This is a genomic window from Stenotrophomonas sp. YJH_SMC_127, assembly GCF_059372445.1.
On the sequence record NZ_JCAFVO010000001.1, the window covers coordinates 747,327 to 760,841 of the forward strand.

Sequence of the window (13,515 nt, forward strand, 5' to 3'; positions counted from 1 at the left end):
ATGCTACGACAGGGTGGGCCCCTTAAACGACGAACCCCGGCCAGGCCGGGGTTCGTCTGCGATCTACGCCGGCCTTACTTGGCGGCGATGACCTTGGCCATTTCCAGGCACTTGTTCGAGTAGCCCCACTCGTTGTCGTACCAGGTCACCAGCTTGACGAAGGTGCCGTCCAGGGCGATGCCGGCATCGGCGTCGAACACCGAGGTGCAGGTTTCGCCGCGGAAATCGGTGGCCACCACCTTGTCTTCGGTGTAGCCCAGGATGCCCTTCAGCGGGCCTTCGCTCTGTGCCTTCACTTCGGCGCAGATCTCGGCGTAGGTGGCTTCCTTTTCCAGCTCGACGGTCAGGTCGACCACCGACACGTCCGAGGTCGGGACGCGGAAGCTCATGCCGGTCAGCTTCTTGTTCAGTTCCGGGATGACCACGCCGACGGCCTTGGCCGCACCGGTGGACGAGGGAATGATGTTTTCCAGGATGCCACGGCCGCCGCGCCAGTCCTTGTTGGACGGGCCATCGACGGTCTTCTGGGTGGCGGTGGCCGCATGCACGGTGGTCATCAGGCCACGCTTGATGCCCCACTTGTCATTGATGACCTTGGCCAGCGGGGCCAGGCAGTTGGTGGTGCACGAAGCGTTGGAGATGATCGCCTGGCCGGCGTAGGTCTTGTCGTTCACGCCGTACACGAACATCGGCGTGTCGTCCTTCGACGGGGCCGACATGATGACCTTCTTGGCGCCGGCATCGATGTGCTTCTGCGCGGTTTCCTTGGTCAGGAACAGGCCGGTGGCTTCCAGCACCACATCAGCGCCGACTTCATCCCACTTCAGGTTGGCCGGGTCGCGTTCCTGGGTCAGGCGGATCTTCTTGCCATTGACCAGCAGATCGTTGCCCTGCACCGCCACGTCGGCCTTGAAGCGGCCGTGCACGGAGTCGTACTTGAGCATGTACGCCAGATAGTCCGGCTCCAGCAGATCGTTGATGGCCACGATTTCGATGTCGTCGCCGAAGTTCAGCACCGCCGAGCGCAGGACGTTACGCCCGATGCGACCGAAACCGTTGATACCAACCTTGATTGCCATGTTCTCAAGCTCCTGCGGCCGCGACAGGTGCGGCGGGATGGATAGGGCCCACAAGTCTAGCAAACCGCCGCCGGCCACCGTGGGCCAGCCGGGACCGCCGGCCGGCCCACGGACAGGATTTGATCCGGATCAAAGCGTTAGCGCGGCGTGAGGCCGAGACTGTCGCCATCCACCCAGCAACGAGAAGACCCCCATGCGCAAGACCTCCCCCCTGATCGTGGCCAGCCTGGCCGCCGCCCTGTCGCTCGCCGCCGCCCCGGCCATGGCGCAGTCCAAGGGCGACTGGACCGTCTCGGCCGGCGTGCACCAGGTGGCGCCGAAGTCGAACAACGGCTGGCTGGCCGGCGGCACCCTGAAGGTCGACGTCGACAATGACGTCAAGCCGACCATCACCGGCGAGTACTTCATCGCCGACAACCTGGGCATCGAAGTGCTGGCCGCGCTGCCGTTCAAGCACGACATCAACATCAACGGCCTGGGCCGCGTCGGCAGCACCAAGCAGCTGCCGCCGGTGGTCACCCTGCAGTACCACTTCAACAGCAAGGGCAAGGTGTCGCCGTTCGTCGGCGCCGGCCTGAACTACACCACCTTCTTCAGCGAAGACACTACGGGTGCGCTGGCCGGCAGCAAGCTGAAGCTGCAGGATTCGTGGGGCCTGGCCGCACACGCCGGCGTGGACTTCGCGATCGGCGAGAAGGGCGCCCTGCGCGTGGACATGCGCTGGATCGACATCGACAGCAAGGTGAAGTTGAACGGCGAGAAGATCGGCACGGTCAACATCGATCCGCTGGTCTACGGCACTTCGTACGTCTTCAAGTTCTAAAGCGGTGTATTGGGCGCGGGGGCTTCGCCCCCGCTCCCCCGCTACACGCAGAACCCTCGCAGCATGTTGCCCCGGTAATTGCCGGGGCTTTTTTGTGCCTGGGACTGAAGCGGTTCCGGAGCTGGGGCAAGGCAGGGAGCGGAGCCGGGACACGCCGTAAACCCATCCCTGGGGGCTCGATGGCGCCATCCATGGCGCCAACGGTCCCGGCTCCGCTCCCCGCCTTGCCCCTTCCCATCACCGCGTGCGTACCAGCTCAAGCAAAGGCAAGAGCAGAACCCGTGCATCCGAGGCGCAGTGATTGCCTGTAATTGCAGGAGGCCGATTTTGATCCTGCATTTGTTTTTGATGTTGCATTTGACGTTTGCATCCGCCTCCGCGGCCATGTTTGGAGGGGAGCGCAGAGGGAGGGGCGGCGGGACCGTTGGCGCCATGGATGGCGCCATCGAGCCCCCAGGGACGGATTTACGGCGTGTCCCGCCGCCCCTCCCTCTACGCTTCCACTTCGGAACAGGAACGCGCCGCTCTTCAATCCACCTACCCCGCTAGAATGGGCGCATGAAAGCCCTGCACTCCCTGTTCCTCGCCGCCGCCCTGGCGCCGGCCCTGCTGTCCGTCTCCGCCCCTGCCCATGCCTGGGGCGCGCAAGGCCACCGCCTTGTCGCCGAAGTCGCCGACGCCCGCCTCACCCCCGCCGCCCGCGCCGAAGTGGACCGCCTGCTGGCCACCGAACCGGACGCCACCCTGGCCAGCATCGCGCCCTGGGCCGACCAGCTGCGCGCCAAGGACCCGGGCCTGGGCCGTCGCTCGGCCGGCTGGCACTACGTCAACATTGCCGAAGACGACTGCCACTACGAAGCACCGAAGCACTGCAGGAACGGCAACTGCATCGTCGAAGCCCTCAAGGCGCAGAGCGCCATTCTGGGCGACCGCAGCCTGACTGACGGCGAGCGCCTGCAGGCGCTGAAGTTCGTCGTGCACCTGGTCGGCGACATCCACCAGCCGATGCACGCCGGCTACGCCCACGACAAGGGCGGCAATGATTTCCAGCTGCAGTTCGGCAACCGCGGTACCAACCTGCACTCGCTGTGGGACAGCGGCATGCTCAACACCCGCAAGCTGGACGATGCCGGCTACCTGCCGGTGCTGCAGAGCCAGCGAGCACCGAAGCTGGCACGCCAGTCCAACCCGCAGCGCGACCCGCAGGCCTGGGCCGAGGCCAGCTGCCGCATCTCCATGCAACCTGGCGTTTATCCGGCCTCGCGTAAAATCGGTGACGAGTACACCGAGCGCTACCGGCCGCTGGCCGAAGCGCAGCTGCGGCTGGCCGGTGAAAACCTGGCGCAGTTGCTGAACCGCGTGCTCGGCACGCGCTGAGGAGAGCTCCAATGCCGGTCCAGGTGCAGTCGTTCTTCCACCGTGACAGCAACACCTTCAGCTACCTGGTCAGCGACCCGGCCAGCGGCGAGGCGGCGCTGATCGATCCGGTCCTGGACTATGACCCGGACACCGACGCCAGCAGCGAATCACCGCTGCGCGCGGCATTGCAGGCCATCGAACAACAGGGCCTGCAGCTGCGCTGGCTGCTGGAGACGCATGCCCACGCCGACCATGTGTCGGCCGGGCGCCGGCTCAAGCAGCGCTTTCCGCAGGCCACGCTGGCCATCGGTGAAGGCATCCGTGCGGTGCAGGCGACGTTTGCGCCACGCTATGGCCTGCAGCTTCCGGGCGCCGATGAAATCTTCGACCACCTGTTCAGTGACGGCGAGACCTTCACTTTGGGCGAACTGCGCTGCCAGGTGATCGCCGTGCCCGGCCACACCAGCGACAGCATCGCCTACCTGATCGACGATGCGCTGTTCACTGGCGACTCGCTGTTCATGCCCGACGGCGGCACTGCCCGCTGCGACTTCCCCGGCGGTGATGCCGCACAGCTGTACCGCTCGATCCAGCGCCTGCTGGCCCTGCCGGATGCCACCCGCGTGTTCGTCTGCCACGACTACGGCCCGGGCGGCCGCGACTTCGCCAACGAAACCACCATCGGTGAACAGCGCGCGCACAACATCCACGTGCACGACGGCGTGGCCGAGGCGGAGTTCGTCAGCGTGCGCCAGGCCCGCGATGCGACGTTGGAAGAACCGAAGCTGATGCAGCCTGCGGTAAAGGCCAATATCCAGGGCGGGGCCTGACGTACGCCGGGCAGAGCCCGGCGCCATCGGTTTCCATCACGGACCGCGAGCGTTCATTTTCCCTGCATCCGCACCACGTGCCGGCCCTTCACGATCTCGAACGTGAAGGCGTACTGCAGGGTGACCGCTACCGGCTCGACGCGCTCGGCGCCCCGGCAGTCACCGCGGTCGGCAGGCACCTTGCCCGCCGCGAAGTGGCAGACCGCTGCGGACGAGTACTTCCACATCGCCACGGCTTCCTGGGCAGCCTGCAGCAGGGGCGCATTCTCGCCCGCAGCACCTGCCGCGCACTCCGGACGATCGGTCAATGGCACGCTTCGCTCCACGGCGCCATTGGCATCAACCACCACCTGCAGGCAGATCGTGGTCGGCGCCAGTTCCGCGCGCGGGTCACGATCGCCAACCTCCGGGTCTGGTGCCGCGTACAGCTGGGGCATCCGGTAGCCTTCGGTCGCACCCAGCGAATACACCTGCAGCTGTCCACCGCCGCTGCCCGCCTGCGGCTGCAGGCGCTGGTGGCCGACATTTTCGCTGCGGGTATCCACCGTGGTCAGGCGGTCCTGGCTCGCACACCCCACCAGCAGCGCTGCCGCCATGATCAGCGCAGCGGACTTCATTGGGTGTCCTCGGTGTTGTCCATGGCGAACGTGATCGGAATCTTCACCGCCGCTGCAACCGGCTTACCGTTCTTCATCGCCGGCCGATAGGTCCAGCTGCGTGCCGCAGCGATCGACACCGCATCGAACACGCCCGGATTGGTGGCACTGAGCACGCGGACATCGCTGGGACGCCCCTGCGCATCCACCTCCACGCGCAGGTTCACCACACCTACCTGGCGCTGCTCGAACGCGGATTTCGGATAGGACGGCGGTGGCATCCTGTCGATCTGGATCGGACGGTCCAGCCCAGCCTTGGCCGCATCTTCTTCCGCAGTCGCGTACGGCTCGACACCGATCCCCGGGCTCCCGGCCGCGCCGCCCTGGCTGGCCCATGCCACCGCGCCCATGCCCACACACAACCCGACCACCAGCACCTGCCCGGACACCCACGGCAATGCCTTCCGCTTGGACTGCTTCAACATGGCGATACGCTCCTTCAAAACGGGTTGGCTGCGCCAATGGCAGACCGCGGGCGCAACCGGGTGGACCAGCTGCGCCTTCAGCAGCGTGCTGGCGTAGAGGCCGCGCAGCGCCGGCTGCGGGGCCATGGTGCGGGCATCGCAGGCCAGTTCCTGGTCGCGCAGGAAGCGGCCCGCAGCCCACGGCAGAAGCGGGTGGAACCAGAACACCGCGCGCACCAGCAGCAGCGCACCGTTGGCCCAGTGATCGCCATGACGGTGATGGCTGCGCTCGTGCTGCAGGATCAAGCTCTGTTCCTGTGCGGTGAACTGCAGGTCGAAGTCGGGACCAACCACGATGCGTGGGCGCCACAGGCCAACCAGCGCGGGCAAGCCGGGATCGCCGCTGGCCTGCCAGCTGCCATCGGTGCGCGGCGTCAGTGGGCCCATGCGCCGTTCGAAACGATGTTGTGCGTGCAGGTCGCGCAACAGGCGGATGCCCGCGCCCAATGCCCACAGCGCGAACAACAGCCCGGCCCATGGCAGCGAGGGCCCGCTCAGGGCATCGAGGGCACCGGGCATCACTTTCAGCGGCAGCGTGGGTACCTGCTGCAACACCGCAACCTGTGGCAATGGCAGCGTCAGGGCCACCAGCAGCAGCGGCAGCAGCCACCAGCTGCGGTAGGCCAGCCCAGCGCCCCCCAACCGCACCAGCAGCGGTCGCAGCACCGCCAGCAGGACCACACCCACGGCCAGCCACAAGCTGGCCCCCCACAGTCCGTCGAGCAGCTCAGTCATGGTCCAGCTCCTGGATCAGCTTCTTCAGTTCGGCGATGTCCTGCGCGCTCAGCTGGCCGCGTTCGCTGAAGTGCGCGACCAGCGGCGCCACGCGCCCTTCGAAGACACGGCCGATGAAGTCCTGGCTCTGCGCCTCCACCCACGCCTGTCGCTGCAGCAGCGGCCGGTACAGGTAACGCCGTCCATCGCGCTCGGCAGTGATCGCGCCCTTGGTCAGCAGGCGGTTGAGCAGGGTCTTGATGGTCGGCTCGGCCCAGTCGCGATGGGCCAGCGCGGCCACCACGTCATCGGCACTACGCGGTGCCTGCTGCCACAGCACCTCCATCACGACGGCTTCGGCTTCGCTGATCGGGGTCATGGTTTACATCCGTAATCGACGGATTGATTACGCGCGTAATCGAACTGCCTGTCAAGCCCCTCGACTCCGGGTTCATCCCGGCTGCGCCAGCATCGATTCCTCCCGCCCCAGGCATCGGATGAAAGCGCTGCCCAAGAAGGATTTCCCGGTCGAGCAGGCCCGCCGCTTCCTCGAACCTGGCCCGATCGTGCTGGTCAGCACCGCTTGGCGCGGCCAGCGCAACCTGATGACGATGGGCTGGCACATGGTGATGGGCTTCTCGCCTTCGCTGGTCGCCACCTACCTGTGGGACGCCAACCACAGCCATGCGCTGGCGCGTAGCAGCGGCGAGTGCGTGATCAACGTGCCCGGGGTGGAACTGCTCGATACCGTGGTGGATATCGGCAACTGCAGCGGCCGCGAGGTCGACAAGTTCGCCCGTTTCGAGCTCGATGCGCTGCCCGCGCGCGAGGTCGGCGCGCCGCTGGTTGGCCAATGCCATTCGTGCTTCGAATGCCGGTTGTACGACGACAGCCAGGTGGCGTCGAGCAATCTGTTTGTCTGGGAAATCGTGCGCGCCCATGTTGCGCCCCGGCCGAAACTGCCGCGCACGGTGCATTACCGCGGCGATGGGCAGTTCATGGTGGCCGGCGCGGAAGTCTCGCGTCGACGGCGGTTCAAGCCCGACATGCTGTAATGCCCGCACTCCCCCGACGCAGGACCGCCGCGCATGACCGAACACCTCACCGACCTGGACGCCGCCGTCGACTGGTTGTTTGCGCGCGTGGACGGGCCGCTGCGGATCGGGGCACCGCTGGCACTGGGCAAGCCGCATCGGCTGCTCAATGCCCTCTACGCACGCGTCGAACATGATCCTTCGCGGCCGCTGCAGCTGTATACCGCGCTGTCGCTGAATCCGCCGAAGGCGCGGGGCAACGGCCTGGAGGCGCGCTTCCTGGCGCCGTTCGCGCAGCGCCATTTCGGCGACGACTTCCCGCGCCTGGCCTATGCCGATGCGATCGCACGCGACGCGTTGCCGGCACATGTGCAGGTGGAAGAGTTCTACATGCAATCCGGCGCCCTGCTCGGGTCGCGCCAGGCGCAGTCCAGCTATACCAGCCTGAACTACACCCACGCCGCCGACGCGGTGGCGCAGCGCGCGCCACAGGTGATCGTGCAGAAAGTGGCGATGCGCCCGAACGACCGCCGGCTTTCCCTGTCGTGCAACAACGACATCACCCAGGACACGCTGGACGCGATGACCGCACGTGGCCTGCCGCGTCCGCTGCTGATTGCCGAGATCGATCCCCAGTTGCCCTACCTGGGCGGCTCGGCCACGGTCGATGTCTCGTTCTTCGATCTGGTGATCACCCCACCGCCGCCGTACCCGGCGCTGTTCGGGCTGCCGCGGCAGCCGGTCGGCGATGTCGACTACGCCATCGGCCTGTACGCCAGCACGCTGGTGCGCGATGGCGGCACGCTGCAGATCGGCATCGGTACGCTGGCCGACGCGCTCAGCCATGCGCTGGTGCTGCGCCACACCGACAACGCGCGCTACCGCCGCGTGCTGCACGCGCTGGATCCGCAGCTGGCCAGCCACCCGCTGGTGCAGGAGATCGGCGGCGTGGACCCGTTCGAAGTGGGCCTGTACGGCTGCAGCGAGATGCTCAACGAGGGCTTCCGCAGGCTGGTGCAGACCGGGGTGATCAAGCGCAAGGTACACGATGACCTGGCGCTGATGCAGCGCATCGAGAACGGCAGCACGCTGTCGATCGACCACGCCACCCTGGCGGCCGAAGGTGAGTACCTGCACGGCGCGTTCTACCTGGGCTCGCCGGAATTCTACGAGTGGCTGCGCACGCTGCCGGAGGACGAGTGCCGTGCGATCGGCATGCGCCGCATCAGCGAGATCAACCAGCTGTACGGCGGCAACGAAACGCTGGAACGCCTGCAGCGCCGGCACGCGCGCTTCTTCAACTCCTGCATGATGGCCACCGCGCTGGGCGCGGCGGTGTCGGATGCGCTGGACGATGGACGCGTGGTGTCCGGCGTGGGCGGGCAGTACAACTTCGTGGCGATGGCACATGCCCTGCCGGAAGCCCGCAGCGTGCTGATGTTCCGCGCCGCGCGCGATGACAAGGGCCGGCGCGAATCCAACATCCGCTGGAACTACGGCCACACCACCATCCCGCGCCACCTGCGCGACATCTACCTCAACGAATACGGCATCGCCGATCTGCGTGGGCTGACCGACGAGGACTGCGTGCATGCGATGACCGCAATCACCGAGGCCCCGTTCCAGGGCGGCCTGCTGCAGCAGGCGCACGCCTCGCGCAAACTGCTGGCGGTCGCGCAACCGGATCCGCAGCGGCAGCAGCGCAATACGCCGCAGGCGCTGACAGCGGCGCTGGCCCCGTTCCGCGCCGATGGCAGCCTGCCGGACTATCCGCTGGGCAGTGACTTCAACGAGATCGAGCAGGTGCTGGTGAAAGCGCTGGCGTGGCTGAAGGCCAATACGCAGACCCGCGGCGACAAGCTGCGTACCGTCTGGGCAGCACTACGGCAACCGGCCGGCGACGGCGATGCGGTGTACCTGCAGCGCATGGGCCTGCAGGCACCGAAGGATTTCGCCGAACGCCTGGACGCGCGCCTGCTGCGGCTGGCACTGGCGCGCACCGCCTGAGAAAAGGGGACGGAGGGGATTAAGTCGTTTGTGCACAAACGACTTAATCCCCTCCGTCCCCTTTTCTCATCGATGCATGGCGCGAATCTACTGACCAATCCTTACTGCTTCCTCAAGATACAGGCGGGCAATCGGTGGATGCGCTCGATGCTCGACCTGCCACAGATCATATGCCGCCTGCATCGCCAGCCACATGCGGGCATTGCCCAGACCTGCAAGTTCAAGACGGTACGCGAGTTCCGCGGAGATACCGGCGTGCCCGTTGATGACGGTCGACAGCTGTCCGCGCGAATAGCCAAGATGCTGCGCCAACGCACTGATCGACATGCTGATCGCCGGCAGGATGTCTTCGCGCAGCGATTCTCCGGGATGCGGCGGATCATGCAACGGCATCGAGCAGCCTCTTAGTGGTAGTCAAGGTAATCGACCAGTTCAACGTCGAGCCCACGAAAGCGGAACACCAATCGCCAACTCGCCGAAACACTTACAGCCCAGTAGCCGCTATAGCTTCCGCGCAGGGGGTGCAGGCGATTTCCGGGAAGCCCCATGTCCCCAGGCAGCCGGGCCTGATCCAGCTGCAGAAGCAAACGCCGCAACCGAGCCACATGATCGGCACGGACTCCGGAAATGTCGCCCCGCTCATAGAGCGCCTTCAGGCCCTTGTGCCTGAAGCTGACGATCATGCAGCGCAAGTGTAAGGCATGACCTTACACCCCGCAAATCCACCGTGGTTTTCTGCGCCGCGCTTCTTATCCATGCCTACTTCTGAGGGTTCCTCGGCAGGTCCTTTTTTCGCAGAGAACGCAGGTCAGATGAAGAGGCCAACGCGACGCCGGGACCGCCGGGTGGAACATGCCGGACAAAGAAATAGGGACGGAGGGGATTAAGTCGTTTGTGCACAAACGACTTAATCCCCTCCGTCCCCTTTTTCCTGCGGCAAAGAAAAGGCCGGCGTGCGCCGGCCTTTCCTCATTACGTCGCGATGCTGCTTACAGCGCCTTGGCGGCTTCCACCACGTGCGCGGTGGTGATGCCGAAGTGCTTGTACAGCTGGTCGGCCGGGGCGGAGGCACCGAAGGTGTCGATACCGATCACGGCACCGTCCAGGCCGACGAACTGGCGCCAGAAGCCGGTGACACCGGCTTCCACAGCCACGCGCTTGCGCACCGCGTTCGGCAGCACCGATTCACGGTAGGCCGCGTCCTGGCGCAGGAACACGTCGGTGGACGGCATCGAGACCACGCGGGTCTTGAGACCAGCCGCATCCAGCTGGGCCTTGGCTTCGGTGGCCAGCGAGACTTCCGAACCGGTGGCGATCAGGATCACATCCGGGGTACCGGCGGCATCGGCCAGCACGTAACCGCCGCGCTCGATCTGCGCGATCTGCTCGGCGCTGCGCGGCTGGTGCGGCAGGTTCTGGCGGCTGAACACCAGGCAGCTCGGGCCGTCCTGGCGGGTGATCGCGGCCTTCCAGCTCACCGCCGACTCGACCGCATCGCACGGACGCCACACGTCGTTGTTCGGAATGTAGCGCAGCGAGGCCAGGTGCTCCACCGGCTGGTGGGTCGGGCCGTCTTCGCCCAGGCCGATCGAGTCGTGGGTGTAGACGTGGATGGCGTGCGCCGGGATCAGCGCGCTCATGCGCACGCCATTGCGGGCGTAATCGCTGAACACCAGGAAGGTGGCGTCGAACGGAATGAAGCCACCGTGCAGGGCCAGGCCGTTGGCAATGGCGGTCATGCCGAACTCGCGCACGCCGTAGTACACGTAGTTGGCGTTGGCGTCGTCGCTGGCAACCGATTTGCTGCCCTTCCAGAGGGTCAGGTTGGAGTGCGCCAGGTCGGCCGAGCCGCCGACGATTTCCGGCAGCAGCGGGGCATAGGCTTCGATGGCCAGCTGCGAGGCCTTGCGCGAGGCGATCGTCGGGCCTTCCGCGGCCACCTGGGCGATGTACGCATCGGCCTTGGCAACGAAGTCGGCCGGCAGTTCGCCATGCGAGCGGCGGGTCAGTTCGGCTGCTTCAGCCGGGTACTGGCTGGCGTACTTGTCGAACAGCTGTTCCCACTCGGCCTGGCGCAGGGTGCCGGCGCCATTGGCGCGCCAACCGTCGTAGATCGCCTGCGGGATCTCGAACGGGCCGTATTCCCAGCCCAGCTGCTTGCGGGTGGCTTCCAGCTCGTCCTTGCCCAGCGGTGCACCGTGGCTGGATTCCTTGCCCGCCTTGTTCGGCGAACCAAACCCGATGGTGGTGCGGCAGCAGATCAGGGTCGGCTTGTCGCTCTGCGACAGCGCGGCCTCGATGCCGGCCTTGATGCTGTCCGGGTCATGGCCATCGACGTCGCGGACCACGTTCCAGCCATAGGCCTCGAAACGCTCCGGGGTGTTGTCGGTGAACCAGCCCTCGACGTTGCCGTCGATGGAGATGTGGTTGTTGTCCCAGAAGCAGACCAGCTTGTGCAGGCCCCAGGTACCGGCCAGTGAGGCCGCTTCATGCGACACGCCTTCCATCAGGCAGCCATCGCCCATGAACACCCAGGTGCGGTGGTCGACCACTTCCAGCTCCGGGCGGTTGAAGCGCTGTGCCAGCAGCTTCTCGGCCAGGGCGAAGCCCACGGCGTTGGCGAAACCCTGGCCCAGCGGGCCGGTGGTGGTCTCCACGCCCGGGGTCTCGTGGCGTTCCGGGTGACCGGCGGTGTGGCTGCCCAGCTGGCGGAACAGCTTCAGCTGCTCGATCGGCAGGTCGTAGCCGCTCAGGTGCAGCAGCGCGTACTGCAGCATCGAACCGTGGCCGTTGGACAGCACGAAACGGTCGCGGTTGAACCAGTGCGGGTTGCTCGGGTTATGGCGGAGGTAGTCGTTCCAGAGGACTTCGGCGATGTCGGCCATGCCCATGGGCATGCCGGGGTGGCCGGACTTTGCGGTTTCAACCGCATCGGCGGCAAGGAAGCGGATGGCGTTGGCCAACTGGCGACGGGTAGGCTGCGTCATGGTTCTGTCGGAATCGGGAGGCGGCCGCGGACGTGCGGGCGGCCTATTGTCCCATAGTCGCCGGGCGGGGGGTCGGTTCACCTTGCCCGGTCGTGCCGGCCGCTGGCCCGCAAGGACGTGATCTCCGCCGGATTCCGCATGTGAAAAGGGGCCGGAGCCCTTTCCCCTGAGGAAAGGAATCCGACCCCGATCAGGTCGCCAGGAGGGGCGTTGGACTCAGTCCTGCTGCGGACCCAGCGCCGGGCCATCGTGCGACTCGCCCTTGGCCACCAGCGTGGTCAGGGCCAGGTCGCCGGTCACGTTCAGCGCGGTACGGCACATGTCCAGGAAGTGATTCACGCCCAGGATCAGGCCGATGCCCAGCGGGTTCACACCGACCATCGCGCAGATCATCGCCACCACCGGCAGCGAGCCCGACGGCACGCCGGCAGTGCCGATGCCACCGAGGATGCAGACCGCCATCACCATGATCTGCTGGCCGATGCTCAGGTCCACGCCGAAGAACTGGGCCAGGAAGATCACCGTCACACCCTCGAACAGCGCGGTGCCGTTCTGGTTGGCGGTGGCACCCACGGTCAGCACGAAGCGCGACACGCGCTGCGGCAAGCCCATCTGGTCGGCCACGCGCAGCGCGGTCGGCAGGGTGGCATTGCTGGAGGCGGTGGAGAACGCCATCACCGTTGCTTCCTGGGTATCGCGGAAGAACGACAGCGGCGAGCGGCCGGACAGCCACACCGCGGTACCGTAGGTCACGATCATGTGCAGGCCCAGCGCCAGCACCACCACGCCCACATAGGCACCCAGGCGGATGATCAACTCGAAGCCGAACAGCGCGGCCAGGTTGAACATGAAGCAGGCCACCGCATAAGGGGCCAGGCGGATGACCAGGTTGATCAGGGTCATCGAGATTTCGAACACGCCTTCGATGGCGCGGCGCAGCGGGGCAACCTTTTCATTGTCGGTCAGCACCATGCCGATGCCGAACATCAGCGCGAAGAACATCAGCGACAGGATCGCGCCGTTGTCCGACGCGGCCTGCAGCACGTTGCTCGGCACGATCGACAGCAGCATGTCCATGCCCTTCGGCGTGCCGTGGATGCCAGCGACGATTTCCTTGCTGCGCTCGGCGTTCTCCGAGAGCATCAGTGCCGCAGTCTGCGGATCGACGCCCGCGCCCGGCTTGAGCAGGTTGACCAGCACCAGGCCGATGCCCACCGCGATGCCGGACAGCAGCACGGTGTAGGCCAGGGTCTTCCAGCCGATGCGGCCGAGGGCGCGGATGTCGCCCATCTCCGACACGCCCATGATCAGCGCCGAGAAGATCAGCGGCACGATCAGCATGAAGATCAGGTTGAGGAACAGGCCCGACGCCGGGGTGGTGACGTAGTCCATTACCCACTTGGCACCAGCCTGCAGACCATCGACGCTGCCGCCCAGGGCGTGCACGATCAGTCCCAGGACCAGGCCGATCGCAAAGCCGATGCCCATCTTCCAATGCAGGGGCAACTTCTTCTTGTCGGCAGCAGCTGCTGTCATACGCGGGTTTCCTCGAAAAATGAATG

At 66.1% G+C, this 13,515-nt stretch carries 13 protein-coding genes; 5 read left to right on the plus strand and 8 right to left on the minus strand.

The features are described from left to right. Nucleotides 1-74 precede the first annotated feature (74 nt). Nucleotides 75-1,079 carry a type I glyceraldehyde-3-phosphate dehydrogenase gene (gap, locus tag AC5QAB_RS03355; RefSeq protein WP_005414333.1) on the minus strand — a complete coding sequence of 335 codons (1,005 nt, stop codon included), beginning with the start codon at nucleotides 1,077-1,079 and terminating at the stop codon, nucleotides 75-77. A gap of 193 nt (nucleotides 1,080-1,272) precedes the next feature. On the opposite strand from gap, the gene AC5QAB_RS03360 reads away from it, so the two are divergent. The 3 genes from AC5QAB_RS03360 to AC5QAB_RS03370 all read left to right on the plus strand — a co-directional run bounded on the left by AC5QAB_RS03360 (nucleotide 1,273) and on the right by AC5QAB_RS03370 (nucleotide 4,091). Beyond that, a complete protein-coding gene (locus AC5QAB_RS03360; protein ID WP_495233154.1) occupies nucleotides 1,273-1,902 on the plus strand; it encodes an OmpW/AlkL family protein in 630 nt (209 codons plus the stop codon). 558 nt (nucleotides 1,903-2,460) lie between these two features. Further along, entirely contained in the window at nucleotides 2,461-3,279 is an 819-nt protein-coding gene (locus AC5QAB_RS03365) for a S1/P1 nuclease (RefSeq protein ID WP_049406223.1), read from the plus strand. A gap of 11 nt (nucleotides 3,280-3,290) precedes the next feature. Then, nucleotides 3,291-4,091 carry an MBL fold metallo-hydrolase gene (locus AC5QAB_RS03370; RefSeq protein ID WP_014648241.1) on the plus strand — a complete coding sequence of 267 codons (801 nt, stop codon included), beginning with the start codon at nucleotides 3,291-3,293 and terminating at the stop codon, nucleotides 4,089-4,091. Between the two features lie 53 nt (nucleotides 4,092-4,144). Here the strand turns inward: AC5QAB_RS03370 and AC5QAB_RS03375 are convergent, their stop codons facing one another. Genes AC5QAB_RS03375 through AC5QAB_RS03385 form a run of 3 tightly spaced genes read right to left on the minus strand, consistent with a single transcriptional unit; the run spans nucleotide 4,145 to nucleotide 6,304 of the window. Continuing rightward, nucleotides 4,145-4,708, minus strand: a complete 564-nt coding sequence (locus AC5QAB_RS03375; protein WP_197562135.1) for a hypothetical protein — start codon at nucleotides 4,706-4,708, stop codon at nucleotides 4,145-4,147. Beyond that, a complete protein-coding gene (locus tag AC5QAB_RS03380) occupies nucleotides 4,705-5,946 on the minus strand; it encodes a TonB family protein (RefSeq protein WP_197562136.1) in 1,242 nt (413 codons plus the stop codon). Before AC5QAB_RS03380 ends, AC5QAB_RS03375 begins: the two co-directional genes overlap by 4 nt. After that, a complete protein-coding gene (locus tag AC5QAB_RS03385) occupies nucleotides 5,939-6,304 on the minus strand; it encodes a BlaI/MecI/CopY family transcriptional regulator (protein WP_014648244.1) in 366 nt (121 codons plus the stop codon). Before AC5QAB_RS03385 ends, AC5QAB_RS03380 begins: the two co-directional genes overlap by 8 nt. Before the next feature lie 118 nt (nucleotides 6,305-6,422). On the opposite strand from AC5QAB_RS03385, the gene AC5QAB_RS03390 reads away from it, so the two are divergent. Together AC5QAB_RS03390 and AC5QAB_RS03395 are read left to right on the plus strand one after the other, a co-directional pair. Then, complete coding sequence (locus AC5QAB_RS03390; RefSeq protein WP_069118237.1) at nucleotides 6,423-6,980, plus strand: flavin reductase family protein; 558 nt, start codon at nucleotides 6,423-6,425, stop codon at nucleotides 6,978-6,980. A gap of 33 nt (nucleotides 6,981-7,013) precedes the next feature. Then, on the plus strand, nucleotides 7,014-8,966 hold the full coding sequence (locus tag AC5QAB_RS03395) for an acetyl-CoA hydrolase/transferase C-terminal domain-containing protein (RefSeq protein WP_495233155.1): 1,953 nt from the start codon (nucleotides 7,014-7,016) through the stop codon (nucleotides 8,964-8,966). A gap of 87 nt (nucleotides 8,967-9,053) precedes the next feature. On the opposite strand, the gene AC5QAB_RS03400 is transcribed toward AC5QAB_RS03395, so the two are convergent. The 4 genes from AC5QAB_RS03400 to AC5QAB_RS03415 form a co-directional block, all read right to left on the minus strand. Then, complete coding sequence (locus AC5QAB_RS03400) at nucleotides 9,054-9,359, minus strand: HigA family addiction module antitoxin (protein ID WP_495233156.1); 306 nt, start codon at nucleotides 9,357-9,359, stop codon at nucleotides 9,054-9,056. An 11-nt stretch (nucleotides 9,360-9,370) separates the two neighbouring features. Beyond that, on the minus strand, nucleotides 9,371-9,649 hold the full coding sequence (locus tag AC5QAB_RS03405; protein ID WP_032962148.1) for a type II toxin-antitoxin system RelE/ParE family toxin: 279 nt from the start codon (nucleotides 9,647-9,649) through the stop codon (nucleotides 9,371-9,373). Nucleotides 9,650-9,955: 306 nt separating this feature from the next. Next, entirely contained in the window at nucleotides 9,956-11,953 is a 1,998-nt protein-coding gene (tkt, locus tag AC5QAB_RS03410) for a transketolase (RefSeq protein ID WP_014648248.1), read from the minus strand. 216 nt (nucleotides 11,954-12,169) lie between these two features. Continuing rightward, complete coding sequence (locus tag AC5QAB_RS03415; RefSeq protein ID WP_014648249.1) at nucleotides 12,170-13,489, minus strand: dicarboxylate/amino acid:cation symporter; 1,320 nt, start codon at nucleotides 13,487-13,489, stop codon at nucleotides 12,170-12,172. Between the last annotated feature and the right edge of the window lie 26 nt (nucleotides 13,490-13,515).